At 66.7% G+C, this 24,971-nt stretch carries 20 protein-coding genes; 8 read left to right on the top strand and 12 right to left on the bottom strand.

Features of this window, described 5'->3' with window-relative positions:
* Positions 1-439: 439 nt before the first annotated feature.
* The gene (locus VFT73_RS03150) at positions 440-2,530 is read left to right on the top strand and encodes a bifunctional (p)ppGpp synthetase/guanosine-3',5'-bis(diphosphate) 3'-pyrophosphohydrolase (protein WP_326408694.1); all 2,091 of its coding nucleotides are present in this window, start codon (positions 440-442) and stop codon (positions 2,528-2,530) included.
* Positions 2,531-2,586: 56 nt separating this feature from the next.
* Here the strand turns inward: VFT73_RS03150 and VFT73_RS03145 are convergent, their stop codons facing one another.
* The 3 genes from VFT73_RS03145 to lnt form a co-directional block, all read right to left on the bottom strand.
* The gene (locus tag VFT73_RS03145; protein WP_326408693.1) at positions 2,587-3,201 is read right to left on the bottom strand and encodes a PEPxxWA-CTERM sorting domain-containing protein; all 615 of its coding nucleotides are present in this window, start codon (positions 3,199-3,201) and stop codon (positions 2,587-2,589) included.
* A gap of 310 nt (positions 3,202-3,511) precedes the next feature.
* Complete coding sequence (gene metK, locus VFT73_RS03140; protein WP_326408692.1) at positions 3,512-4,696, bottom strand: methionine adenosyltransferase; 1,185 nt, start codon at positions 4,694-4,696, stop codon at positions 3,512-3,514.
* 66 nt (positions 4,697-4,762) lie between these two features.
* Positions 4,763-6,394 carry an apolipoprotein N-acyltransferase gene (lnt, locus tag VFT73_RS03135; RefSeq protein WP_414712779.1) on the bottom strand — a complete coding sequence of 544 codons (1,632 nt, stop codon included), beginning with the start codon at positions 6,392-6,394 and terminating at the stop codon, positions 4,763-4,765.
* Between lnt and VFT73_RS03130 the strand changes: the two genes are divergently transcribed.
* From VFT73_RS03130 to VFT73_RS03115, 4 genes are all read left to right on the top strand, one after another.
* Positions 6,378-6,992: a hypothetical protein gene (locus VFT73_RS03130; protein ID WP_326408691.1), complete on the top strand. Its 615-nt coding sequence runs from the start codon at positions 6,378-6,380 to the stop codon at positions 6,990-6,992. The genes lnt and VFT73_RS03130 overlap by 17 nt on opposite strands.
* Complete coding sequence (locus VFT73_RS03125) at positions 6,989-7,402, top strand: VOC family protein (protein WP_326408690.1); 414 nt, start codon at positions 6,989-6,991, stop codon at positions 7,400-7,402. Before VFT73_RS03130 ends, VFT73_RS03125 begins: the two co-directional genes overlap by 4 nt.
* A gap of 57 nt (positions 7,403-7,459) precedes the next feature.
* Positions 7,460-10,111: an alanine--tRNA ligase gene (gene alaS, locus VFT73_RS03120; protein WP_326408689.1), complete on the top strand. Its 2,652-nt coding sequence runs from the start codon at positions 7,460-7,462 to the stop codon at positions 10,109-10,111.
* Positions 10,112-10,216: 105 nt separating this feature from the next.
* Positions 10,217-11,788, top strand: a complete 1,572-nt coding sequence (locus VFT73_RS03115) for an NAD(P)/FAD-dependent oxidoreductase (RefSeq protein WP_326408695.1) — start codon at positions 10,217-10,219, stop codon at positions 11,786-11,788.
* Here the strand turns inward: VFT73_RS03115 and VFT73_RS03110 are convergent.
* From VFT73_RS03110 to VFT73_RS03090, 5 genes are read right to left on the bottom strand one after another with little or no spacing between them, the layout of a single operon-like run.
* Complete coding sequence (locus VFT73_RS03110; protein ID WP_326408688.1) at positions 11,785-12,525, bottom strand: DUF72 domain-containing protein; 741 nt, start codon at positions 12,523-12,525, stop codon at positions 11,785-11,787. The two genes, VFT73_RS03115 and VFT73_RS03110, sit on opposite strands and share 4 nt — an antisense overlap.
* A 9-nt stretch (positions 12,526-12,534) precedes the next feature.
* Complete coding sequence (locus VFT73_RS03105; protein ID WP_326408687.1) at positions 12,535-12,753, bottom strand: hypothetical protein; 219 nt, start codon at positions 12,751-12,753, stop codon at positions 12,535-12,537.
* Positions 12,754-12,812: 59 nt separating this feature from the next.
* Complete coding sequence (locus VFT73_RS03100; RefSeq protein ID WP_326408686.1) at positions 12,813-14,111, bottom strand: N-succinylarginine dihydrolase; 1,299 nt, start codon at positions 14,109-14,111, stop codon at positions 12,813-12,815.
* Between the two features lie 37 nt (positions 14,112-14,148).
* Complete coding sequence (locus tag VFT73_RS03095) at positions 14,149-15,171, bottom strand: arginine N-succinyltransferase (RefSeq protein WP_326408685.1); 1,023 nt, start codon at positions 15,169-15,171, stop codon at positions 14,149-14,151.
* Positions 15,168-16,373, bottom strand: coding sequence for a hydrolase (locus tag VFT73_RS03090; RefSeq protein WP_326408684.1), 1,206 nt, complete (start codon positions 16,371-16,373; stop codon positions 15,168-15,170). Before VFT73_RS03090 ends, VFT73_RS03095 begins: the two co-directional genes overlap by 4 nt.
* Before the next feature lie 89 nt (positions 16,374-16,462).
* Between VFT73_RS03090 and VFT73_RS03085 the strand changes: the two genes are divergently transcribed.
* The 3 genes from VFT73_RS03085 (at position 16,463) to VFT73_RS03075 (ending at position 19,359) form a co-directional block, all read left to right on the top strand.
* A complete protein-coding gene (locus tag VFT73_RS03085) occupies positions 16,463-17,689 on the top strand; it encodes a glycosyltransferase family 87 protein (RefSeq protein WP_326408683.1) in 1,227 nt (408 codons plus the stop codon).
* Between the two features lie 43 nt (positions 17,690-17,732).
* A complete protein-coding gene (locus tag VFT73_RS03080; RefSeq protein ID WP_326408682.1) occupies positions 17,733-18,584 on the top strand; it encodes a class I SAM-dependent methyltransferase in 852 nt (283 codons plus the stop codon).
* Between the two features lie 109 nt (positions 18,585-18,693).
* Positions 18,694-19,359 (top strand): CDP-alcohol phosphatidyltransferase family protein, encoded by a 666-nt coding sequence (locus VFT73_RS03075; protein ID WP_326408681.1) that lies wholly within the window; start codon positions 18,694-18,696, stop codon positions 19,357-19,359.
* 4 nt (positions 19,360-19,363) lie between these two features.
* Here VFT73_RS03075 and VFT73_RS03070 read toward each other — a convergent pair whose 3' ends face one another.
* From VFT73_RS03070 to VFT73_RS03055, 4 genes are all read right to left on the bottom strand, one after another.
* A complete protein-coding gene (locus VFT73_RS03070; RefSeq protein WP_326408680.1) occupies positions 19,364-20,518 on the bottom strand; it encodes a serine hydrolase domain-containing protein in 1,155 nt (384 codons plus the stop codon).
* Positions 20,519-20,520: 2 nt separating this feature from the next.
* A complete protein-coding gene (locus VFT73_RS03065) occupies positions 20,521-21,786 on the bottom strand; it encodes a cyclopropane-fatty-acyl-phospholipid synthase family protein (RefSeq protein WP_326408679.1) in 1,266 nt (421 codons plus the stop codon).
* Positions 21,787-21,971: 185 nt separating this feature from the next.
* Positions 21,972-23,012 (bottom strand): 2-oxoacid:ferredoxin oxidoreductase subunit beta, encoded by a 1,041-nt coding sequence (locus VFT73_RS03060; protein ID WP_326408678.1) that lies wholly within the window; start codon positions 23,010-23,012, stop codon positions 21,972-21,974.
* Complete coding sequence (locus VFT73_RS03055) at positions 23,009-24,883, bottom strand: 2-oxoacid:acceptor oxidoreductase subunit alpha (protein ID WP_326408677.1); 1,875 nt, start codon at positions 24,881-24,883, stop codon at positions 23,009-23,011. Before VFT73_RS03055 ends, VFT73_RS03060 begins: the two co-directional genes overlap by 4 nt.
* Between the last annotated feature and the right edge of the window lie 88 nt (positions 24,884-24,971).

Here is a 24,971-nt window from a genome sequence, read left to right as displayed (position 1 = left end):
GAGTTCTATGAAAGCATGGCTGAATACCGAACCGTATTTGGTCCCTTTGGCGGATACGACACTCCGGCGTCGAACAGCTAACCCACGTCAGCTTTCCACTCGATGTCGGTCATTCCCGTTTATGGGTCCACGGCCTAGTTCATCCTCGAACGCGGCAACGGCGTTGGTCAGAACCGCATCATCGTCATAGAACCCGGCTGCCACATCGCGGCGAATATAGTCGCGCACCCACCCAATCTGCTCGTGAAATGCGGCATCGGTTGAAATCCCTGGTTCGGGTTTGCGGCTCCTGAAAACGCGTTCCCATAAGGATGACATGTAAGCCCCTTCTTCTCGCAACCAGCGTATCAAGTGCTGGGAATGCTGGATACGGTCTCAGGATGCGCTATCCGGTAATTACTCTGTTGCGTTCGCGCCTCCGTCCCCCGATCTTGTATCCGTGCTGAGGCAGTATGAATTGGTCGAGCGGGTCAAGAGTTACGATCCGGAGGCGGACGAGGCGCTGATCAACCGCGCCTATGTCTTCTCGATGCAGGCGCATGGCACGCAAAAGCGCGCCTCGGGCGATCCCTATTACAGCCATCCGATCGAAGTCGCCGGCATCCTGACGGACCTGCGCCTCGACGACGAGACGATCGCGACCGCCATCCTGCACGACACGATCGAGGACACGGTCGCCACGCACGAGGAGATCGTCGCCAAATTCGGCGCCAATGTCGCGCGGCTGGTCGACGGCGTCACCAAGCTGTCGAAGATCGAGGCGCAGACCGAGAACCAGCGCGCCGCCGAAAACCTGCGCAAATTCCTGCTGGCGATGTCCGACGATATCCGCGTGCTGCTGGTGAAGCTCGCCGATCGGCTGCACAACATGCGCACGCTCCACTTCATCAAGGACGAGGAGAAGCGCCGCCGCATCGCCCGCGAAACGATGGATATCTACGCCCCGCTCGCCGAGCGGATCGGCATGTACGAGTTCATGAACGAGATGCAGACGCTCGCGTTCAGGCAGCTAGAGCCGGAAGCCTATGAGTCGATTACCAAGCGGCTGGAGCAATTGCACGAAGGCGGCGGCGACCGGATCGCGCGGATCGCTTCTGGCCTGAAGCTGCTGCTGAACCGCAACGGCATCGAAGCGGAGGTAACGGGGCGCGAGAAGCACCCTTATTCGATCTGGCGCAAGATGGCCGAGCGCCACATCAGCTTCGAGCAATTGTCGGACGTGATGGCGTTCCGGGTGATCGTGCCCTCGACGCAGGACTGCTACAAGGCGCTGGGCGTGATCCACGCGCGCTGGCCGATGGTGCCGGGGCGGTTCAAGGACTATATCTCGACGCCGAAGCGCAACGGCTATCGCTCGCTCCACACCAGCGTCATCCATGCCGAGAACATGCGGATCGAAATCCAGATCCGATCGGCCGATATGCACGCCCAGGCCGAATACGGCCTCGCGGCGCACTGGGCATACAAACAGGCCCATGAAAAGCCGGACACGCAGGTCCGCTGGATCAGGGACCTGATCGAAATCCTCGACACCGCCGAAAGCCCGGAAGAGCTGCTCGAGCACACCCGGATGGCGATGTACCAGGACCGCATCTTCGCGTTCACGCCGAAGGGCGAGCTGATCCAGCTGCCCAAGGGCGCGACGCCGGTCGACTTCGCTTATGCCGTGCACACCGATCTGGGCGACCAGACCGTGGGCGCGAAGGTCAACGGCCGCGTGGTGCCGCTGCGCACGCCGATCGAGAATGGCGACCAGGTGCAGATCCTGAAATCGAAAGCGCAGGAGCCGCAGCCCGGCTGGCTCAATTTCGTCGTGACCGGCAAGGCGCGTGCCGCCGTCCGCCGCTTCGTGCGCCACAAGGAACGCGACGAGCTGATCGCGCTCGGCCGCAAGCTCTACGACGAAATCGTCCAGCGGCTGCCGGCGCAGCTGGGCGAGGACGCGCTCCGCAACGCGCTGCAGCGGCTGAAGGTGCCCGACGAGGCGAGCCTGATGATCGCGGTCGCGCGTGGAACGATCGGCGACGTCGCGCTGATGGAAGCGCTGATGCCGGGATCGGCCGGCGGCGACATCGCCGCCAAGCCCCCCGCCCAGCGCGAGGCGATCTCGATCAAGGGGCTGACGCCGGGCGTCGCGTTCGACCTGGCGCAATGCTGCCATCCGGTCCCGGGCGACCGCATCGTCGGGCTCAGGCGGCCGGACGAGGCGATCCAGGTGCACACGATCGACTGCGCGAACCTGGCGGACGGAGTCGATGCCGATTGGGTCGATCTGGCATGGGGCGACAAATCGGACGGCGGGACCGCGCGGCTGAACGTGGTGCTGAAAAATGAGCCGGGAGCACTTGCGGTGATGAGCGGGATCTTCGGCGCCCACAAGTCCAACATCCTGAACCTGCGGCTCACCAACCGCGACGGCGCGTTCCACACCTTCCAGGTCGATCTGGAGGTGCATGACCTGCAGCACCTGGTCCGCATTCTTGCGGCGCTCCGCGCGGCCGACGCGGTGGCGAGCGCGGAGCGGATTTAGCACGAAAAAGGCCGGCCGTCTTGCGACAGCCGGCCTTCCTCCTCGCAGGGGTGCGTTCAGGCGACGACGCGCGTGACGCGGCTGCGGCGGCGCGTGGCGGCGCCGAGCAGGCCGAACCCGCCCATCAGCATCGCCCAGGTCGCCGGTTCGGGAACGGCCGAGACGGGCACGGTCACTTGGCCGAGCGTGAACACGGCGGTGTTGGAGCCGCCCGGCACGCCGTCCGGATTGTTCTTCGTCGTCAAGGTGAAGAACGCATCCAGCGTCTGGTTGCCGAAGGTCGAATGCGCGCCGAGGCCGTCGAAGTCGAACGGCATCAGCGGTCCGCCCGTGTTCCGGAAGTCCGGCCCGACATAGGTGAACACCAGGTTGGTGATGTTGGGATCGTCGTTGAAGCCCGGCGTCACGAACGCGCCGCTCGACGAATTCTCGACGCTGCCGACCACATTGGCCGACGGCGTGAAGATCGAACCGTCGATATAGCCGGCAAAATCGAAGATGATCAGCCGGTCGCCCGACCGCACACCTTCATCCGGGCCCAGAGTGCCCTGATAGCTCCAGGTGAAATCGTCGGAGCCATTGTCCGTCGTGCTTGCCAATGTGATAACTGCCGCGCTCGCAGGACCTGCGAACGCAATCGCCGCTGCTGCGGCCAAGACCCATCTTTTCATGCTCATAACTCCCTGAGCGAACGACCCCCGCTCAATTCGGAAAGCTGGCGTTAACCTTTCCAGCCGTCCCTAGAACGATGAGCGCTCACTCCGGTTCATTCAGAATTAACGTTTATTTGGGCGGTTCGTCATGCAAACGGCTCGTTTCGTCGCTGCGGTTGCGAAACGAGTGAGCCGTGAGCGCGCCGTGGGGGTTTCTCCGTTTGCGGACGGTTCCCTGCCGATCCGCGAGAACACAAGCCCCTGAAGCGAACAGAGCCCCGCCGCACGTGCGACGGGGCTCCTATCGTGTCTGGCCGGGATCAGGCGATCAGGCGAGCGCCTGCTTCAGCTGATCGACCAGGTCCGTGCGTTCCCAGCTGAACAGGTCGCCCTCAGGCTTGCGGCCGAAATGACCATATGCGGCGGTCGGCAGGTAGATCGGTTTGTTGAGGCCAAGGTGCGTGCGGATGCCCTTGGGCGTCAACTTGACCAGCTGCGGCAGCACCGCTTCGATCTTCGCCGCGTCCACAGTGCCGGTGCCGTGCGTGTCGACATAGAGCGACAGCGGCTCGGCAATGCCGATTGCGTAGCTGAGCTGGATCGTACAGCGCTTCGCGAGGCCCGCGGCGACGATGTTCTTCGCGAGATAGCGCGACACATAGGCGGCCGAGCGGTCGACTTTGGTCGGGTCCTTGCCGCTGAACGCGCCGCCCCCGTGCGGCGCCGCGCCGCCATAAGTGTCGACGATGATCTTGCGGCCGGTGAGGCCCGCGTCGCCGTCCGGGCCGCCGATTTCGAACAGGCCTGTCGGGTTGACGTAGATCTGGCTCTGGTCCGCAGGCATCCAGCCGTCGGGCAGCACATCTTCGAAGACGGCCATCACATAGTCGCGAAGCCGCTTCTGGCCCGCATCGTTGGACAGCGCCTTGCTGTGCTGCGTCGATACGACGAGCGCGGTCGCGCCGACGGGACGGCCGTCCTCGTACCGGAGCGTGACCTGGCTCTTCGCGTCGGGCTCGAGGAAATCGACCGCGCCGCTGTGACGGTCCGCGGCCATCTTCTCGAGAATGCGGTGCGAATAATAGAGCGTGGCCGGCATCAGGTCCGGCGTCTCGTCGCAGGCAAAGCCGAACATGATGCCCTGGTCGCCCGCGCCTTCGTCCTTGTTGCCGCTTTCGTCGACGCCCTGGGCGATGTGGGCGGACTGGCCGTGCAGGTGACAGGCGAACTCGGCCGTCTGCCAGTGAAAGCCGTGCTGTTCATAGCCGATGCGCTTCACCGTATCGCGCGCGGCCTGCTCGATCTCGGCAAGCGACGGGAACAGCTCCTGATCGCAGCGCACTTCGCCGGCCAGCACGATCCGCTGCGTCGTGACCATCGTCTCGCAGGCGACGCGGGCGACGGGGTCGCGGCCGATGAACAGATCGACGACGGCGTCGGAAATCTGGTCGGCGACCTTGTCCGGATGGCCTTCGGACACCGATTCGGACGTGAAGAGATAGTTGGAACGCATCATCGGTCCTGTGCTGAAGGCAGGCGCGAAGCCCGCATATAAAGATATGTTTATGTGTGCACGCCTCTAGCGGCGGCGGAGGCGGATGACAACGCCCAAAGCAGCGAGAACGAGCGCCAGCAGCGCCGGCAGCAGGTTGCCGAAACGGGCGAAGATCGTCGGCGGCAGCGCGGCCGGCAAGCGCAGGTCGAGCACGCCTTGCCTGCCAAGCCCGATCGCCCCCTTCAGCCTTCCTTCGGGCCCGATCACGGCGGAGATGCCGGTGGGCGTGGCACGCACGATCGTCATGCCTTCCTCGATCGCGCGCAGCCGCGCCTGCGCCAGATGCTGAGGCGGGCCCCAGCTGCCGAACCAGGCATCGTTCGACGGGTTGAACAGGAAGACCGGGCGGTGCGCCGGATCGATCACCTGCCCCGAGAAGATGATCTCGTAGCAGATCTGGAAGCCGATCGGGCCGACGCCGAGAATGTCGAATGTTTTCGGCCCTGGGCCCGGCCAGAAATCGAGACTGCCCGGCACCAGCCGCGACAGGCCGAGCGGCGCCAGGATGGTGCGCATCGGCAGATATTCGCCATAGGGCACCAGATGCGCCTTGTCGTAGCGGGCGAGGATGCGCGCGTCCGGCCCCAGCGCGAACACGCTGTTGCGCCCGCCGATCGCGCCGCCCTGCCGGTCATATTCGAGCGCGATGCCGCCGGTCAGCAGCACGTCGCGCGGGCCGAGACTCTTAGCGAGATAGCTGCGCAGCCCCGGATCTTCGGCCAGAAGATAGCCATTGTCGATTGCCGCTTCCGGCCAGAGCAGCAGCCGCGGCAAAGCGCCAGGCGGCCCGGACATGCGGACCAGCTGCCGGATGTGATCGGCCTGGGAGTCGATATCCTGTTTTTCGTCCTGGCTGACGTTCGGCTGGACGATGCGTACCGTCAGCGGTCCGGGCGCCGCCGTGCCCGGCCACAGCAGCAGGGCCAACACGGGCAGAGGCGCGATCAGGGGCGCACCGATCCAGCGGCGGTTGACCAGCAACGCCAGGCCGCCGGCCGCGAGCACGGTCAGGCCGGAGAGCCCGTAGGTCCCGATCCATTGCGCGGCCTGGGCGACCGGCAGCACCGGCACCCAGATCGCCGCGAGCGGGTTCCAGGCAAAGCCGGTGAACAGGGTGGCGCGCAGCCATTCGGTCGCGATCCAGGCGGCGGCTAAAAGGATGACAAGAGAAACCCCGTTCGTGTCGAGCGAAGTCGAGACACGCTTGGTTCGGAGCTCGCGCTTCTCGACTTCGCTCGAAGCGAACGGGGCTTTGTGTTCGATCAACCAAGCCGCCACTGCCCCTATTGCCGGAAACACGGCAAGATACAGCGACAGCGCGACGACGGCGCCATAGCCGAACCAGTGGGGCATCGCGTCCTGATAGGTGAAGGCGTGGGCGATCCAGTTCAGGCCGACGGTGAAGTGGCCAAGCGCGAACAGCCACATCCGCCAGAATGCGCTCCGCCAGCCAGGAGCGGCTGCGAGCAGGTGGATCAGCAAAGCGAAGCACAGCAGCGTGACTGCCCAGAGATCGAGCGGCGCGAAGCCGGTCGCCGACAGCGCGCCTGCGGCCAGCGCGAGAAGCTTCGGATAACGGAGCACCGCGGCGCTATCGCGCGCCTTTGCGGGCGATGCAATCGCGCGTAAGAGCATGCCGATGCTTGCTTTCGCCATGGCGCTTGCCGCCGCGTCTTCGCCGCCGCCGCTCACCGATGTTCAGGCGCAGCAGCTCCGGTGCGTCGCCGTGCTCGCCATCGTTGCGGGCGAGCAGCAGCGTCGCACCGCGGCGGCCTCGTCGCTGCCGCCGCTCGTTCGCCAAGGTGCGCGCTTTGCGCAGGTGGTCGGGGATGGGCTGGTCAAGGACACCGGCCGCACGCAGGAACAGGTTCGCGATCTGATTCTGCAACAGGTCGCGACTGTCCAGAAGGATGCGGGCAAGACGGCCGAGCTGCCGATCGCGGGAGCGGAAAGCTGCGTTCCGATGATGAACACGCTTGCCCCGCCGCTGCCGCCGCCAAGCACCATCGAGTGCGCCGGACTTTTAAAGCTTGCCGCCGATGACGTCCACAAGCGCGAGGGGATGAGCAAGACGGCGATGGACCTGATGACGATCGCCGCGCTGGTGGAAGACCGCGCTCGCACCGAGCTTCGCGCGGCGGGCAAGAGCGAGGCGGAGGGCGACCGTGAGCTGACGCTGGCGCGCGAAGCGATCGCGGCCGATCCGAAGTCCGCGCCGGATATGGAAGCCTGTGTGGAGCTTGCCCGGCCATGAGACCCTTTCATCTCGCCTTCCCGGTCCACGACCTCGATGCGGCCCGCGCCTTTTATGGCGATTTGCTCGGTTGTCCCGAAGGCCGGAGCTCCGATCGATGGATCGACTTCGACCTCTATGGCCACCAGATCGTCGCGCATCTGGACGAAGCCGCGCGAGCGATGGACATCAGCAATCCGGTCGACGGTCACGACGTGCCGGTGCCGCATTTCGGAGTGGTGCTGACCATGTCCGATTGGCAGTCGCTCGCCGACCGGCTGACCGCTGCGGGCATCCCGTTCGGGATCGAGCCGCATATTCGCTTCAAGGGCCAGATCGGCGAACAGGCGACGATGTTCTTCCGCGATCCCAGCGGCAACGCGCTCGAATTCAAGGCGTTCGCAGACGATTCGATGCTGTTCGCGACCTGATCGCGCCGGCCGCTCGCTCTGCTTGCCCAGCGGGGGCCGCTCCCTTACATCGCGCCCATGAGTTCGACCAACGATATCCGGCGCAGTTTTCTGGAGTTTTTCGAGGGCGAAGGGCATGCGCGCGTGCCTTCCGCGCCGCTGGTGCCGCAGAACGATCCGACGCTGATGTTCGTGAACGCCGGCATGGTGCCGTTCAAGAACGTGTTCACCGGCCTCGAGACGCGGCCCTATTCGACCGCCACCAGCTCGCAGAAGTGCGTCCGCGCGGGCGGCAAGCATAATGACCTGGACAATGTCGGCTACACTGCGCGACACCATACCTTCTTCGAAATGCTGGGGAATTTTTCCTTCGGCGATTATTTCAAGGAACGGGCCATTTCGCTCGCCTGGACGCTGATCACGCGGGAATGGGGCCTCGATCCCAGCCGGCTGCTGGCGACCGTCTATCACACCGACGACGAGGCGTTCGATCTCTGGAAGAAGATTTCCGGGCTGCCCGAAAACCGGATCATCCGCATCCCGACCAAGGACAATTTCTGGGCGATGGGCGACAACGGTCCGTGCGGCCCATGCTCCGAAATCTTCTACGATCATGGCGAGCACATCCCCGGCGGCCCGCCCGGCAGCCCCGACGAGGACGGCGACCGCTTCACCGAGATCTGGAATCTCGTCTTCATGCAGTTCGAGCAGGAAGCGAACGAGATCGTCGGCAACCTGCCCAAGCCGTCGATCGACACCGGCATGGGGCTGGAGCGGATCGCGGCCGTGCTGCAGGGCGTGCACGACAATTACGACACCGACACGTTCAAGGCACTGATCGCGGAAAGCGGCGCACTGACCGGCACCGCAACGACCGGCGCGAACCAGGCGAGCCACCGCGTGATCGCCGACCACCTTCGCGCGTCGGGTTTCCTTGTCGCGGACGGCGTGCTGCCGGCCAACGAAGGCCGCGGCTATGTGCTCAGGCGGATCATGCGCCGCGCTATGCGGCATGCCCATCTGCTGGGCGCCAAGGAACCGCTGATGCACCGGCTGGTGCCGTCGCTGGTCGCGGAAATGGGCGGCGCCTATCCGGAACTGGTGCGCGCGCAGCCGCTGATCGAGGCGACGCTGGCGCAGGAAGAGACGCGCTTCCGCCAGACGCTGGCGAACGGGCTCAGGTTGCTCGACGAGGCGATCGGCAGCATGAAGCCCGGCGACACGCTGCCCGGCGCGGTCGCGTTCAAGCTCTACGACACATACGGCTTCCCTTATGATCTGACCGAGGATGCGCTGCGCGCCCAGGGCTTCGGCGTGGACCGGCCGGGTTTCGACGAAGCGATGGCCGAGCAGAAGGCGGCTGCGCGGGCGGCGTGGAAGGGCTCAGGCGCGAAGGCGTCGGAGGATGTGTGGTTCGATCTGGCCGAAGCGAACGGATCGACCGAGTTCATCGGCTATACCGGCACGACAGGCGAAGGCGAGGTCGTCGCGATCGTGAAGGACGGCCAGCCGGTGCAGCATGCGTCGGCCGGCGAGAAGGTCGTGCTGCTGACCAACCAGACGCCTTTCTATGCCGAGAGCGGCGGCCAGATGGGCGATGCCGGCATCGTCACCGGCGACAAGGGGCTGCGAGCCATTGTCGAGGACACCACCAAGCCGCTCGGACGGCTGCACGCGCATCACATGGTGATCGAGAATGGCGAGGTCGCGATCGGCGACACCGTGCATCTGATCGTCGATGCCGAGCGGCGCGATCGCATCCGCGCGAACCACTCCGCCACCCACCTGCTGCACGCGGCGCTGCGCAAGCGGCTGGGCGGCCATGTTACGCAGAAGGGCTCGCTGGTCGCGGCCGACCGCTTCCGATTCGACTTCTCGCATCCGTCGGCGCTGACCGCGCAGGAGATCGCCGACGTCGAGGCGGATGTAAATGCGCAGATCCGCGCGAACGAGACGGTCTCGACCCGGCTGATGACGCCGGACGATGCGATCGCGGCGGGCGCGATGGCCTTGTTCGGCGAGAAATATGGCGACGAGGTGCGCGTGCTGACGATGGGCCGCGACGCCTATTCGGTCGAGCTGTGCGGCGGCACCCATGTCTCCGCGACCGGCGACATCGCGCTGTTCAAGATCGTCTCCGAAAGCGCGGTCTCGTCGGGCGTGCGCCGGATCGAAGCGCTGACCGGCGAAGCGGCGCGCCAATGGCTGACCGCTCGCGACGAGCGACTGCGCGAAGCGGCTTCGGCGCTGAAGGCCTCGCCCGAAGACGTGCCGGCCCGCGTCGCGGCGCTGATCGAGGAGCGCCGCCGGCTGGAGCGCGAACTGGCCGACGCGAAAAAGGCGCTGGCGTTGGGCGGCGGCGGCAAGGCCGATGCGGCCGGGCCGGAGCAGGTCGGCGGCCACGGTTTCATCGGCCAGGTCGTCGAAGGGCTGGACCCGAAGGGTCTGCGCGGTGCGGTCGACGAGCTGAAGGCGCGGGTCGGATCGGGTGTGGCCGTGCTGGTCGCGGTCAATGACGGCCGCGCCTCGGTCGCGGTCGGCGTGACCGACGACCTGACTGCAAAGCGCAACGCGGTCGACCTGGTGAAGCTGGCGGTCGCGGCCCTGGGCGGTCAGGGCGGCGGCGGCCGTCCCGACATGGCGCAGGGCGGCGGGCCGGACGGTGCGCAGGCGGCGGAAGCGGTTGCGGCAGTCAAGGCGGCGCTGGGGGAAATGGCGGAAGCCGCCTGATCCTTCACCGTCACCCCGGACTTGATCCGGGGTCCACCTGCCTTCTACGACGGCAGCAATAAGAAGGTGGATGCCGGATCAAGTCCGGCATGACGGGAGGGTGTCATTCACGACGCACTGATCATCGGCGGCGGGCATAACGGGCTGACCTGTGCCTGGTACCTCGCCCGCGCAGGCCTGCGGGTGCTGGTGGTCGAGCGCCGGCACATCGTTGGCGGCGCGGCGGTGACGGAGGAATTCCATCCCCGCTTCCGCAACTCGACGGCGAGTTACACGGTCAGCCTGCTGCAATCGAAAGTCATCCGCGACATGCGGCTGCACGATTGGGGGCTGCGCGTCGTGCATCGCCCAATCTCCAATTTCCTGCCGCTCGACGACCGCAATTATCTGAAGCTCGGCGGCGGACTTGAGCGGACCCAGGCGGAAGTCGCGAAATACTCGGCGAAGGACGCGGCGACGCTGCCGGCCTATTATGATTCGCTGGAGGGAATCGCCGACGTGCTACGCGACCTGGCGCTGCAGACGCCGCCCAATGCGGGGGGCGGCTGGTCGGAGCTGCTGCGCGGGATCGGGCCGGGCCGGCGGATGGCGAAGCTGGGGCTGGAAGGCCAGCGCGACCTGCTCGACCTGTTCGTGAAGTCCGCGCGGACATTCCTCGACGGCTGGTTCGAGAGCGATCCGATCAAGGCGGCGTTCGGCTTCGACGCTGTGGTGGGAAACTACGCCAGCCCCGACACGCCCGGCTCGGCTTACGTACTGCTCCACCACGTCTTCGGCGAAGTGAACGGCGTCAAGGGCGCCTGGGGCCATGCGATCGGCGGCATGGGCGCGATCACGGGCGCGATGCGCCAGGCCTGCGAAGCGCAAGGCGTGGAGATCATGACCGACGCGCCGGTCGCCAGGGTGCTGGTCGATGGCGGGAAGGCGATCGGCGTCGCGCTGGAGGACGGGCGCGAGCTGTTCGCACGGCGCGTCGTTGCCAATGTCGGGCCGAAGCTTCTGTACGGAAAGCTGGTCGACGAAGCCGATCTGCCCGCCGATTTCGCGCGCCGGATGAAGTCGTACAAGGCGGGATCGGGCACGTTCCGGATGAACGTCGCGCTGTCGGAGCTGCCGCGCTTCACTTGCCTGCCGGAGCCGGGCGAGCATCTGGCGAGCGGCATCGTGATCGCGCCGACGCTCGATTATATGGACCAGGCCTTCGCCGATGCGCGCGCGCATGGCTGGTCGAACAAGCCGATCGTCGAGATGCTGATCCCCTCGACGCTCGACGACACGCTGGCGCCCAAGGGAGCGCATGTCGCGAGCCTGTTCTGCCAGCAATTCGCGCCCGAACTGCCCGACGGCCGCAACTGGGCCGACGAGCGCGAGGCTGCAGCGGACAGGATCATCGACACGGTCGATGCCTGGGCGCCGGGCTTCAAGGCGTCGGTGGTCGGCCGGCTGGCGCTGAGCCCGATGGACCTGGAGGAGCGCTTCGGCCTCGCGGGCGGCGACATCATGCATGGGGCGATGTCGCTGGACCAGCTTTATTCGGCACGGCCGGTGCTGGGCAACGGCGCCTATGCCGCGCCGATCAAGGGCCTATGGATGTGCGGCGCCGGCACGCATCCCGGCGGCGGCGTCACCGGCGCGCCGGGGCATAATTGCGCGCGGGAAATGCTGCGGGGGCTTTAGGGCCGGCCCACGCGCTCGATCAGCGCCATCGCCGCTGCGGGGGCGCGGACCTTGGCGCCGGCGATGAAGAAGACGAACACGTCGCGGCCGCCCTGCTCCCAGGCTCGCGCCTTGTCGGCCCACTTGTCCAGCTCGGCGGCGGTGTAGCCGGTCGCTTCGTCCTCGCGGCACTGCTGGAGGCGAGCATAGGTGAAATCGCCGGTCTGCTCCTCGAAGGTCGGGTAATCCTCGGCGTGCGCGTAGACGGTCGCCACGCCCGCCTTGCGCGCGAGGTCGAAGAAGGCGGGATTGCGGAAGCTTTCGTGCCGGGGCTCGATCGCGTGGCGCAGCGGCACGCCGTTCCAGCTCTTCGGCAGCAGCGCCAAGAAGCCGGCGATCTCGTCGGCGTCGAACTGCTTGGTGCCCATCAGCTGCCACAGGATCGGGCCGAGCTTCGGCCCCAGCTCGGTCAGTCCCTGGTCGAAAAAGTTGCGGATGCCTTCGTCGCCCTCCGCCAGGTTCTTGCGGTTGGTGCAGAAACGGCTGGCCTTCAGCGCGTAGACGAAGCCGTCCGGCGCGGTCTTCGCCCAGGTTTCGAAGGTCTTCGGAGTCTGGCGGCGGTAATAGGTGCCGTTGACCTCGATCGCTGTCAGCGCGCGCGTGGCGTGCTCGATCTCCTTCGCGTGCGGCAGGCCCTTCGGATAGAAGGCGCCGCGCCACGGCTCATATGTCCACCCGCCGATGCCGACCCTGATCATGGGGCGGGCTTAGCGGAGGCTGCGCTTCATCGCCAGATTGTCGAGGATCATGCCGCCGGCCATGAACACGCTGCCGGTGCAGGCGAGGAACAGCAGCTTGCCGCCGAAGCCCGGATATTGGCCGAGATAGTGGATGCCGCGCTCGCACGCGCCCAGGGCGAGCGCGTAGATCACGAGGCACGCCTCGAACCGCGTCTTGATCGTGAACAGGCGTTTGAGCCGGGCCAACATGCCGCCAGTAACGCGCAAGGACCCGAGTCGGACAAGGTAAATAAAGGGTTAACGGCTCAGACGGCCTCGCGGGCGAGGTCCAGCGCGTCGAGCAATGCTGTGCGTGCTGCCTCGATCGAAAGGTGCAAGGTTCGATCGGAAAGGCGGCTCGGATCGATAGACTCGGGCCAATGCTCGGCGATCACCGCGTCCAGCCGGTCGAGCTTCGCTTCGTCGACCAAGAAACGGGGGTCGACCCTCGCCGGGTCGGCGACGACACGCAGCCGGAGGCAGGCGGGGCCGCCGCCGTTCGCCATCGACTGACGGACGTCGACGAAGCGGGTGGCGCGGATCGGGCCGTTGCCGGCGACCAAGTCTTCCAGATAGTCGTGAACGGCGGAGATTTCTTGCGCTTCGGTCGGCAGGATCAGCGCCTGCTCGCCCGACGGCAGCGTCACCAGCTGCGCGTTGAACAGATAGCTGGCGATCGCGTCGGAAAGGCTGACGCGCGCCGCGGGGACCTCGACGATCCGCACCTCCGGCAGCAGCCGCTCCAGATCGGCATAGAAGCCGGCGCGATCGGCGAATGCGTGCTCGTGCGCGAACAGCGTCAGCCCGTCGGCAACGGCGACGACATCATTATGGAAGGCGCCCGCGGCAATCGCCTGCTCCGCCTGCTCGACGAACAGCGTACGTGCCGGATCGAGTCCATGATGCGCGGCAACGGCTTCGGAGGCGATGCGATGCTGGCGGGCAGGAAAGGGGCCGCCGGTGCGGCCATAGACGAAAATCTCGACGCCCGGCTCGCCATGGGCAGGTGCCAGACGCATGTGATTGGCCGCGCCTTCGTCGCCGAACGGGGCAGGCACGGGGCCGTGCACGTCGAACGCCGGATCGGCGAAGGCCAGCCGTAGCTGCTTCAGCGTGTTCGGCCATTCATGGCTGCGGTGCGGCATCGTGACCAGGTTGGCGACGGTCAGGTGGCATTTGCCGTCGCGCGTGTCGGGCGCGGGCGAGACGGTCGCGGCGTTGGCGGTCCACATCGCCGACGCACTCATCGCCCAGGCGGGCACCGGCGCCGCGCTGTTCATGGTCGCGCCAAGCGACTCGAGCCAAGGACGATCGGGCCGCGGGTGCGGCAGCAACAGGCCTTGCGGCAGCCCGAGCCGCACATTGTGCCGCATCTTGGCAAGGCCTTGCAGCGCCGCCGCGCGCGGATAGCTGGTCTGGTTCGCGTTTTTCGCCGAGGCCAGATTGCCGAGGCTGAGGCCCGCATAATTGTGGCTCGGGCCCACGATCCCATCAAAATTGATTTCAGTCAGCACGAGCAAACAAACCCCGATCGTTTCGAGCGAAGTCGAGAAACGTCCATCCATGTCTCGACTTCGCTCGACACGAACGGAAGCGGGGACATCACGTCCGCCCGACGTGCATGATTGCGTCGCCCACCTCGACCTTCAGCAGCTCCGCGCCCAGCGGGTCGATCGCGATCTCGCCGTCGCCCAGCGGCTCCATCGTCGCGTAGGCGGCACGCCAGTTGGCGAGGCGGCCGGCGCTGGCGAGGCGGCGTTCTCCGTTCGGCACCTCGCCGATGGCGGCAATGCGCGATTCGACCGCGTCCTGGATCGACCGGATGCGGTCGGTGGGGGCGACCATCGTCGGGCCGCCATCGAAGATGTCGATATATTTGTCGTGGTGGAAGCCTTCATGCTCCAGCATCCGCATCGCCGCGCGGCCGCTGGGGTGCGGCACGCCGATCACCGCGCGTGCGGTTTCGGGCAGCATGTCGATATAGATCGGATGCTTGGGCATCAGGTCGGCGATGAATTGATTGCCGTTGGTGGCGTTGAACTCGTCGGCTTCCTGGAAATTCATGCCAAAGAATTTGCCTGCCAGGCCGTCCCAGAAGGGGGAGCCGCCGGCCTCGTCGATGACGCCGCGCAACTCGGCAAGCGTGCGGTCGGAAAAACGGGCGCGGTGCTTCCTGATGAACAGATAGCGGCTGCGGGCGAGCAGCATGCCAAGCCCGCCGGCGCGTTCGCGCGGATGGAGGAACAGCCCGCCGACCTCGCTCGCGCCTTCCAGATCGGTCGACAGCGTCAGCATGTCGGCGCGGAACGTGCGCTGCAGTTCGCGCGAATGCTGGGTCAGCGTGCCGAGGCGATAGGAGTAAAAGGGCCAGTGCTGGCCGACCATCGTGAAGATCTGGCAGGTGCCGCGAACCTGGCCGGTCTCGCTATTCTCCAGCACCATCACGAACAGATCGTCGACATGCTCGTCGATGTCGCGCGCGAGCGCGGCGGCCGAGCGTTCGAGCTTCAGGCCGAGCGAATTGCGGTCGGGCGGCAGGTTGGTGAAGCCGCCGCCGGTCAGCTTTGCCAGTTCGTAAAGAGCGCCCAAGTCGCGCGAGGTGGCGGGACGAAGGAAGCAGCTCATGGCCGGCCGCGCTCGACCAGGCGCAGGATCGCGAGCGTGGACAGCATCGCCCGCTCGGGCAGCGAGTCGGGAATCAGAAACTCCTCCTCCGAATGAATGGCGCCGCCGCGCGCGCCCATCGTGTCGACCACGGGCACGCCGCAGGCGGCGATGTTGTTGCCGTCGCACACCCCGCCGGTCGCTTTCCAGCCGATGTCGAGGCCCAGATCGGCACCGCAGTCTTTCACCAGCCCGAACAGCCGTTCGGCCGCCGGATCGAGCGGCTTGGGCGGCCGGCCGAAGCCGCCATGCGCGTGGATTGCGACGTCGCGCTCGGCGCTGACCTCCGCCATCGCCCGATCCAGATGGGCGCGGGCACGCGCTTCGTCGTCGGGAGAGGCGGGGCGGAAGTTGACGCGGAGAACGGCGTGGTCGGGAACGACATTGTTCGGTCCGCCACCGTCGATCTTCGCCGGATTGACCTTCAGCCCCGGCCCGATCGCTTGTTCGAGCCTCAGCGCAAGATCGGCGGCAGCGAGCAGCGCGTTGCGGCCTTCTTCCGGATTGCGGCCGGCATGCGCCGACCGGCCGGTGACGACGATAGAGAAATTGCCCGATCCGCCGCGTGCGCCGGCAAGGGTGCCGTCCGGCAGCGCGGGCTCGTAGGTGAAGGCGGCGGCCTTGCCCCGCGCCGCGCGGGCGATCAGCGCGGCGGAGGAGGGCGAGCCGACCTCCTCGTCGCTGTCGATCAGCACCTGATAGCCAAAGCCCGAAGTGGCGGGCGTCGTCTCGACCGCTTTCAATGCCGCGAGCATCAACGACAGGCCGCCCTTCATGTCTGCGACGCCCGGCCCGTTCAGCCGACCATCATTCAGCCATTTGAGCGTCTGGAACGGATGATCGGTGCCGAAGACTGTGTCGTAATGTCCGGTGAAAAGCAGCTGCACGGGCGCATCGGGACGAACCGTCAGCAGCAGATGCGCGCCATGCTCGACGCCCCGGATCGAGCCGTTCGGATCGACGATCTCGACCGGATCGGGCGGCACCAGTTCCAGCGCGCCGGGCAGAGCGGAAAAACCATCGGCGAGGAGTCCCGCCATCGACTTGAGGCCGGCAAGGTTGCGAGAGCCGCTGTTGACCGCCGCCCAGGCCCGCACCTGGTCGAGCATCGGCGCTGCCGCCGCCGCTTCGCACGCGCGCTGCTCGATGCCGCTGAGCCCCATGCGCCGGCTCTAGCCGGGGGCGCGGGCGAAGCCAACACCGGGGCTGATCCTAAACGGCGCGGTAACGGGTGCAGGTGCATGAGCGGCCGATGCTGGCTGCAACTTTCCGCCGGGTCGCCGACGCCGATTGGTTCGACCGCACGCGTGCGCGCGCCTATCACCGGCTGCTGCTGGTGCTGACGCTGGCGATCGCGCTCGCCTGGGTGTTGACGGCGCATGACGGCATCGACGCCGCCGGCAAGCCGATCGGAACGGACTTTCTCGCCTTCTGGTCGGCATCGAAGCTGGCGCTGTCGGGCCATCCCGCGGCGCCCTACGACATAGCGCAGATTTACCATGTCGAGCGGGCGACGGTCGCGGCCGATCCCGGACTGTCCACTTTCCTCTACCCGCCGCCGTTCCTGCTCGCCTGCCTGCCGCTCGCGCTGATCGGCTATTTCCCGTCGCTGCTGCTCTGGCTGGCCGCAACCGGCAGTGCCTATGTCGCCGTCGCGCGCCGCTGGCTGGGCGAGCTGCCCGGCAGGACGCTGATCGTGATCGCCTTCCCGGCGGTGCTGATCAATGCGGGCCACGGACAGAATGGCTTCCTGACGGCGGCGCTGCTGGGCGGCGGGCTGCTGCTGATCGAGCGGCGGCCCTTGGTGGCGGGGGCGCTGCTGGGCGCGCTGGTCATCAAGCCTCAGATCGCGCTCGCACTGCCCATCCTTGTCCTGGCGAGCGGGCGTTGGCGCGTGATGGCGGGCGGCATCGCCAGCGCCGTGGCGCTGTGTCTCGCCTCCTTGCTCGCGTTCGGCCCCGGCGCCTGGACCGGCTTCTTCGACGGCCAGGCGCTCGGGCGCGCGATCCTTGAGCGGGGGTTCGTCGAGCCGGGCAAGATGGTCAGCGTGTTCGCCGCCCTGCGCGTGCTGGGGGCCGGATCGACGGCTGCCTATGCGGCGCAGGCCGTCGCGGCGGCGATGGCGGCGGGTCTGCTCGTGCTCGTCTGCCGCCGGTGCCGGGACAATGCGGGCGCCCAGGCTGCGGCCTGCGCCGCGGCGACGCCGCTGATCAGTCCCTTTTTCCTCGACTATGACCTGACGCTGCTCGCCTTTCCGCTCGCTTGGGCGTTTTGCGAAGGGATGCGCCACGGGTTTCGGCGATACGAAAAGCCGGTGCTGGTGCTGGCTTATGTGCTGCCGCTGATCGCCCGGCCGATCGCGCTCGATCTTGGCGTTCCCATCGCGCCGCTGCTTCTGTTCGCGCTGCTGGCGCTGATCGTGTCTGCCGCGAAACGCCGCGCAATTCGGCTCTGCCCTCTTGACCTCAACTCCGGTTGAGGTTGCAGGGTGCGGCCTCGGCTTGGGCGGGAAGGGCATGCGGATGGCAAGCGGCGGATACGCGACGGCGGAAGGGCAGAAGGCGCTGTGGGGCGGGCGAAATGGCGAGGCCTGGGTGGCCGCGCAGGACCTGCTCGACCAGCTGTTCCGGCCGATCGAGACGATGCTCGCCGATGCGGTGGGCGCAGGCGCAAGCGTGCTCGATATCGGCTGCGGCACCGGCAGCACCACCGTCGCGGTCGCGCGCAAAGCCGGCAACGGCGGCCGCGCGGTCGGCGTCGACATTTCGGAGCCGATGATCGCGGCAGCGCGCGAGCGCGCCGACCGCGAAGGTTCCGCGGCCACGTTCGTCCGTGCCGACGCGCAGGACTATGCGTTCGAGCCGGCTTCTTTCGACACGATCGTGTCCCGCTTCGGCGTTATGTTCTTCGCCGATCCGATCGCGGCATTCGCCAATCTGCGGCGCGCGGCCCGGCCGGGCGCCGGGCTCCGGCTTTTTGTGTGGCGAGGGATGGCGGACAACCCGTTCATGACGGTTGCAGAGCGCGCGGCCGCGCCGCTGCTCCCGAACCTGCCCGTGCGCGAGCCCGATGCGCCGGGGCAATTCGCCTTTGCCGACCGCGACCGCGTCGCGCGGATGTTGGAAGACAGCGGCTGGGCGGAGATCGACATTCAGCCGGTCGATGTTCCGTGCGCGATGCCGACCGATGATCTGGAGTTCTATTTCACCCGCCTCGGACCGGTCGGGATGACGCTCGGCAGCGCCGGCGCAGACGTTCGCGCGCGCGTGGTGGAGGCGGTTCGGCCCGCGTTCGAGCCCTATGTGGACGGACCGGTCGTGCGCTTCACTGCCGCCTGCTGGTCGATCGGTGCCGGCAACGGATCGGTTTCCTGAAGCAGCGGACGCGCATTGCCTTCCAGCGCGGCTGTTGGGATAAGCTCGATTTTTTTAAGGCTGCACCGATTGCCGCTGCAATGGCAGCGCGACGCGTTACGGACGGCTGATGTTGAAAGTGCCCGAAATGAAGCCGGTCCAGCGTATCCAGGCCAACCTTCTCGCCAAGGCCGAGCGGCGGGCGCTGACATGGATGTGCGCACGCCTGCCCGCCTGGGTCACGCCCGACGTGCTGACGGCGCTGGGGCTGGCGGGCGCGGTGATGATCTTTGCCGGCTATGCGCTGAGCGCCATTCACCCGGTCTGGCTATGGGCCGTGGTGGGCGGCTTCGTCGTTCACTGGTTCGGCGACTCGCTGGACGGCAGCCTTGCCCGGTTCCGGCAGATCGAACGGCCCGACTTCGGCTATTTCATCGACCACAGCACCGACGGCCTGGCCAATCTGCTGATCCTGGCCGGGCTGGGCCTCAGTCCGTTCGTGCGGCTCGACATCGCGCTGTTCGCGCTGGCCGGCTATCTGCTGCTGTCGATCCACGCCTTTCTGGCCGCGCGCGTGGTCGGGGAGCTGCGGCTGTCCTACCTCGCCGCAGGACCGACCGAGCTGCGCCTTGCGCTGATCGCGGTCACGCTGGCGATGTTCGCGTTCGGCGCGCTTCCCGTCACGGACACGGGCCTGACCGCCTTCGACCTGATCGTCGGCTTCGTCGGCGTCGTCATGGTCATTCTGTTCGTGGTCCAGACGCTGGTGACTACGCGCTCCCTGACGCTGAAATAGGGTTTCAGCGCCGCTCCGCGTCCAGCGACGCCTTGATCCGGGCGAGGAACTCGGCGCGGGCGGCGGAAAGCTCCTTCCCGGTCGCCTTCGGCCAGGCGCTCGACATCGCAATCACCAGATGCCGCTTCGGGTCGACATGGATCAGCTGGCCGAAAATCCCCTGCGCCTGGAACGTGCCGTCCGCACCCACCCACCACTGATAGCCATAGCCGCGGCCGTCGCCGACCGGCGCCCACGCCTTGGTCGCATCGGCGAACCAGCCGTCCGGCACCACGCCCTTGCCGCCGGAAAGCGCGAACAGGCCGATCCGGGCATAGTCGCGCATCGCGGCGGACAGGCAGCAGCCGCCGATGTCGCGGCCCGAGGCATCGACCATCCAGAACAGCTCGCGCTCCATGCCGAACGGACGCCAGATCTTTTCCTCGGCATAATCGGTCAGCGTCTTGCCCGTCGCGGCCTGGACGAGCACGCCGATCAAGTTGGTCTCGCCGGTCTTGTAGACCCATTTCGTCCCCGGCGGCGCCTCGCGCGGCAGCGTCCGCAGATAGGCGACGGTCGGGTCGACGCCGGGCGGCGTCGGCTTCGCATACATGCGCGCGACGTCGGAATTCGGATCGGTATAGTCTTCGTTCCATTTGACGCCGGAGGTCATCGTCAACACCTGGCGCACGCTGACGCCGTCATAGGCGCTGCCGGCAAGGTCCGGGATGTAGCGGGTGACCGGGTCGTCCACGGACTTGATGAAGCCGTCGCGGATCGCCGCACCCACCAGGGTCGACGTCAGCGACTTGGCGACCGAGAAGCTGGTGTAGCGCCCGTCGCGCGAATAGCCACGCGCATAGCGCTCGAGGCGGATGCGGCCGTCCTGCACCACGATCAGCCCAGCGGTGTTGTTGGCCGCCATGAATGTATCGACGCCATCGAGTTTCAGCGGCCTGGCCGAACGAAGCGGGTAGGGATGCGGCGACGCCTTCGCGGTCGTGCCCGGGAAATGATCCTCCATGTGCGGGAAGTTGGCGTCGCGCTGTGCCTGGTCCCAGAACAGGATCTCGGCGCCCGCCTGGCGGATGCGGTCCGCATTCTCCGGCGTCAGCGCGACCTGCGCATGGCCCGGCACCGCGGCCAGCAGAGCCGCCGCGATCAATCCCCATCGCTTCATCGTCATCCCCCCTTGGTCAGCGTCACCTGGGCGACCCAGATGCCGCCGCCGCGAAACCCGCCTTCGCAATACATCAGGTAATAGCGCCAGAGCTCGACGAAGCGGCGGTCGAAGCCCGCCGGCAGCCGGCCTTCGGCGACGGCGGCGTCGAACCGCTCGCGCCAGAGCTTCAATGTCTCGGCATAATGCAGCCCGAACGAGTGCTGCTCGGTCCATTCCAGCCCGGCGGCCTCGGCCAGTGCGCGAAAGCGGCTTTCCGAAATCAGCATGCCGCCAGGAAAGACATAGGCCTGGATGAAATCGGCGCTATCGGCATAGGCATCGAACAGCGCATCGTCGATCGCGATATATTGGATCGCGGCGCGGCCGCCCGGCTTCAGCGCGCGCGCGATCGTGTCGAGATAGGCGGGCCACCAGCGCTGGCCGACCGCCTCGACCATCTCGACGCTGGCGATCGCGTCATATTGCCCGCCGACGTCGCGATAGTCGCGCAACTCGATCCGCACGCGGCCGGCGGCGACGTTGCAGCGGTTATATTCCAGTGCATGGTCGCGCTGCTCTTCCGACAGCGTGAGGGCCGTGACATTCGCGCCATATTCGTCGGCCGCGATCTCGGCGAGCGTGCCCCAGCCGCAGCCGATCTCCAGCAGATGCTGGTCGGGCTTCAGCTCCAGCCGGTCAAGCAATGCGCGGACCTTGTTGAGCTGCGCATAGGCGAGCTCTTCGTCGGCGCGGATCGGCTCCTGGAACAACGCGGACGAATAGGTCATCGTCTCGTCCAGCCATTCGGCATAGAAGTCGTTGCCGAGATCGTAGTGGAAGGCGATGTTGCGTCGCGCCCGGCCGGGCGAGTTGTCGCGCAGCCAGTGGCCGAACTTCTTGATGCGCCGGCTGAGCCCGCGCGCGCGGGCGACCGTGCCGAGGCTGCGGCCGTTGCGCATGAACAGATCGAACAGCGGCACCGGATCGGGGCTGGTCCAGTCGCGCGCGGCCCAGCCCTGGTACCAGCCGATCGACCCGCTCTGCGCCAGCCGGATCAGCGCCCGCCAGCGCCGGACCTCCACTTCCGCAACCGGCCCCGGCCCGCGTCCGCCTAGGATGCGATAGCTGCCATCGGGCAGCCACGCCTCGATCGCGCCCGCCTCCAGCGCCGCGTCGATGCGGTCGAGCAGCCGATGAAACGGCGCCGCCACGACCGCGCTCCAGAGCCCCGGAGCGGGCCGACCGGACCGGAATTGCCGTCCGCGATCAGGTGCGTGCGCGGTCATGGTCAGAAGCTAGCGATTACGAGCCTGCTTCGCCAGCACCCGGGTTCAATTGGTCTCACACGATCAGAACCTACTTGCCATGCACCGGCGCGAATGACTCGGTCGATTTGAGTTCGATCGGGCAAGCTGTTGGATCCGTTCGGTCACATGCCCCTTTTTGTCTTCGTGTGAGATAATTCCTCTCGTCAAATCTCGTGGGGCTGTTTTTCGACCAGCCAGGTCTGGCCCTTGGCGACGAGCTTTTGCAGGTCGGGGGTCTTGCCCTCGGCGGCGGCGCGGTTCTGGTCGGCCACGGCGCGTTCGAAGGTGGGGCGCGGGTGGTTGTAGATCACCCCCAGCGCGACCGGGAAGCCGTTCTCGATCTCCATGTCGATCAGCATCTGGGCCAGCCCCTTGTTGGTCTGGTCGTGGCGGATCACGCCGGCCGCTTCCCAGTCGCCGTCCTCGACATTGACGATTTCGAGGCGCAGGTCGGTGGTGTTCAGCTTCAGGCCCATCGTGCCGTTCGCGAACAGCATCGGCGCGCCATGCTCCAGCCAGATCTGGTTGACCTGCGCCTTCGCCTTTTCGGTGAAGGCGGCGAACACCTCGTCGTTGTAGACGATACAGTTCTGGTAGATTTCGACGAAGCTCGCGCCCTTGTGCGCGTGCGCGGCCTTCAGCACCGCCGGCAGGTTCTTGTGCACGTCGATGCCGCGGGCGATGAAGCGCGCGCCGGAGCCGAGCGCGAAGCTGCAGGGCGAAGCCGGGCGGTCGACCGAGCCGAACGGGGTGGAAGGGCTGCGCGTGCCGACCCGGCTGGTCGGCGAATACTGGCCCTTGGTCAGGCCGTAGATCTCGTTGTTGAACAGCAGGATCTGGCAGTCGAGATTACGCCTCAGCACGTGCATCGTGTGATTGCCGCCGATCGACAGCGCGTCGCCGTCGCCGGTGATGATCCACACGTCGAGCTCCGGATTGGCGAGCTTCACGCCCGTCGCGATGGCGGCGGCGCGGCCGTGGATCGTGTGGAAGCCGTAGGTTTCCATATAATAGGGGAAACGCGACGAGCAGCCGATGCCGGACACGAACACTGTCTTCTCGGGCGAAGCGCCGATCTCCGGCATCGTCCGCTGCACCGCCTTGAGCACCGCATAGTCGCCGCAGCCCGGGCACCAGCGGACTTCCTGGTCCGATTCCCAATCCTTGATCGTGGTGGTCTTTTCGACGGGGGTCATGTCGTTCATGAAAGGGCACTCTCGATGGCGGCCTCGATCTCGCTGATGCGGAAGGGCTGGCCGGAGACTTTGTTGAGCGGGCGGGCATCGACCAGATACTGGTCGCGCAGCACTGTCTTGAACTGGCCCTTGTTCATTTCGGGCACGATGATCTTGTCGTAGCTGCGGAGCAGATCGCCCAGATTCTTCGGCAGCGGCCAGATGTGGCGGACGTGGATGTGGTGCACGTCGCGGCCACGCAAGCGCTGGCGGCGGACCGCCTGGTGGATTGCGCCATAGGTCGAGCCCCAGCCGACCACGGCCAGCTTTCCGCTCGTCTCGCCGAGCGTGACGTCCTGCTCCGGAATGTGATCGGCGATGCCGAGCACCTTGTCGGCGCGCAGGTCGGTCATCAGCTGGTGGTTGGACGGCGAATAGTCGATATTGCCGGTGCCGTTTTGCTTCTCGATACCGCCGATGCGGTGGAGCAGCCCCGGCGTGCCGGGCTTGACCCATGGCCGCGCCAGCTTCTCGTCGCGGGCATAGGCCTGGAAACCGCCCTCAGGCACCGTCTCCAGGAATTCGACCGGGAAAGGCGCGTAGCGGCTCATGTCCGGCACCCGCCACGGCTCGGCCGCGTTGGCGATATAGCCGTCAGTCAACAGCATCACCGGCGTCATGAACTGGGTCGCAAGCCGCACCGCCTCGATCGCGCACTCGAACGCGTCGGCGGGCGAACGAGCGGCGAGCACCGGCATCGGCGCGTCGCCGTTTCGGCCATAAACGGCCTGGTAGAGGTCCGACTGCTCGGTCTTGGTCGGCAGACCCGTCGAGGGCCCGCCGCGCTGCGAGTTGACGATGACCAGCGGTAGCTCGGTCATGATCGCCAGCCCCATTGCCTCGCCCTTCAGCGCGATTCCCGGGCCCGACGACGAGGTCACGCCCAGCGACCCGGCATAGGAGGCGCCGATCGCGCTCGCGATCGCGGCGATCTCGTCCTCCGCCTGGAAAGTCGTGACGCCATATTCCTTCAGCCGCGACAGGTGATGCAGGATCGCCGAGGCCGGGGTGATCGGATAGCCGCCGAAGAACATCGGCACGCCCGCAAGCTGCGTGCCGGCGACGAGGCCCAGCGAAATCGACTCCGCGCCGGTGACGGTGCGGTACAGGCCTGGCTCCGCGGGCGCGGCGGAAATGTGGTGCTGTTTCAAAAAACCCGACAGCTCGGCCGTCTCGCCATAGGCATGGCCGGCGTTCAGCGCGGCGATGTTGGCTTCGGCCAGCGTCGGCGCCTTGGCGAATTTGGCCTTCAGCCAGTCGACGATCGGCTGGCGGTCGCGGTCGAACATCCAGAGCGCCAGGCCCAGCGTCCACATGTTCTTGCAGCGCAACGCTTCCTTGTTGCCCAGACCGAACGGCTTCACGGCCTCGAGCGTCAGCTGCGAGATGTTGAAGGCGAGGAGCTGCCAATGGCCGAGGCTGCCGTCCTCCAGCGGGTTGGTCTCATAGCCGGCCTTGGCGAGGTTGCGCGCGCCGAACTCGCCTTCATCGGCGATGATCAGCCCGCCGTCCTTCAGGCTCGACACATTCACTTTCAGCGCGGCCGGATTCATCGCAACCAGCACGTCGGGCGCGTCGCCGGCGGTCTCGACCTCCGTCGAGCCGAAATTGATCTGGAAGGCGGAGACGCCGAAGGTCGTGCCCTGCGGCGCGCGGATTTCGGCGGGGAAGTCGGGGAAGGTGGCCAAGTCGTTGCCGGCCAGCGCGGTCGACAGCGTGAACTGGCCGCCGGTCAGCTGCATGCCGTCGCCGGAGTCGCCCGCAAAACGAACAACGACATTTTCGGCGGGCGGATGGGCGCTCGCCTCCTGCGGAGTGAGCTGATGGGCGGCTGTGGCCATGTGCGACTGTCCTGCTTGATGTCAGGCGGTCGACTAGGCCGCCGAATGCGTTGCGCCAATGTAGAAAATCTGCGGCGGAGTGCAAACG

It is taken from the genome of Sphingomonas sp., assembly GCF_035758555.1.
GTDB lineage: Bacteria > Pseudomonadota > Alphaproteobacteria > Sphingomonadales > Sphingomonadaceae > Sphingomonas_B.
The sequence above is the reverse complement of the archived record's forward strand: the minus strand, read 5'-3'. Positions and strand labels throughout refer to the sequence as shown.

Coding starts and splice junctions, on each gene's coding strand:
- VFT73_RS03145 (WP_326408693.1), bottom strand. CDS start 3,201: ATGAAAAGATGGGTCTTGGCCGCAGCAGCGGCGATTGCGTTCGCAGGT.
- metK (WP_326408692.1), bottom strand. CDS start 4,696: ATGCGTTCCAACTATCTCTTCACGTCCGAATCGGTGTCCGAAGGCCAT.
- VFT73_RS03130 (WP_326408691.1), top strand. CDS start 6,378: ATGCTTGCTTTCGCCATGGCGCTTGCCGCCGCGTCTTCGCCGCCGCCG.
- lnt (WP_414712779.1), bottom strand. CDS start 6,394: ATGGCGAAAGCAAGCATCGGCATGCTCTTACGCGCGATTGCATCGCCC.
- VFT73_RS03125 (WP_326408690.1), top strand. CDS start 6,989: ATGAGACCCTTTCATCTCGCCTTCCCGGTCCACGACCTCGATGCGGCC.
- alaS (WP_326408689.1), top strand. CDS start 7,460: ATGAGTTCGACCAACGATATCCGGCGCAGTTTTCTGGAGTTTTTCGAG.
- VFT73_RS03110 (WP_326408688.1), bottom strand. CDS start 12,525: ATGATCAGGGTCGGCATCGGCGGGTGGACATATGAGCCGTGGCGCGGC.
- VFT73_RS03100 (WP_326408686.1), bottom strand. CDS start 14,111: ATGGATGGACGTTTCTCGACTTCGCTCGAAACGATCGGGGTTTGTTTG.
- VFT73_RS03095 (WP_326408685.1), bottom strand. CDS start 15,171: ATGAGCTGCTTCCTTCGTCCCGCCACCTCGCGCGACTTGGGCGCTCTT.
- VFT73_RS03090 (WP_326408684.1), bottom strand. CDS start 16,373: ATGGGGCTCAGCGGCATCGAGCAGCGCGCGTGCGAAGCGGCGGCGGCA.
- VFT73_RS03085 (WP_326408683.1), top strand. CDS start 16,463: ATGCTGGCTGCAACTTTCCGCCGGGTCGCCGACGCCGATTGGTTCGAC.
- VFT73_RS03080 (WP_326408682.1), top strand. CDS start 17,733: ATGGCAAGCGGCGGATACGCGACGGCGGAAGGGCAGAAGGCGCTGTGG.
- VFT73_RS03075 (WP_326408681.1), top strand. CDS start 18,694: ATGTTGAAAGTGCCCGAAATGAAGCCGGTCCAGCGTATCCAGGCCAAC.
- VFT73_RS03070 (WP_326408680.1), bottom strand. CDS start 20,518: ATGAAGCGATGGGGATTGATCGCGGCGGCTCTGCTGGCCGCGGTGCCG.
- VFT73_RS03065 (WP_326408679.1), bottom strand. CDS start 21,786: ATGACCGCGCACGCACCTGATCGCGGACGGCAATTCCGGTCCGGTCGG.
- VFT73_RS03060 (WP_326408678.1), bottom strand. CDS start 23,012: ATGAACGACATGACCCCCGTCGAAAAGACCACCACGATCAAGGATTGG.
- VFT73_RS03055 (WP_326408677.1), bottom strand. CDS start 24,883: ATGGCCACAGCCGCCCATCAGCTCACTCCGCAGGAGGCGAGCGCCCAT.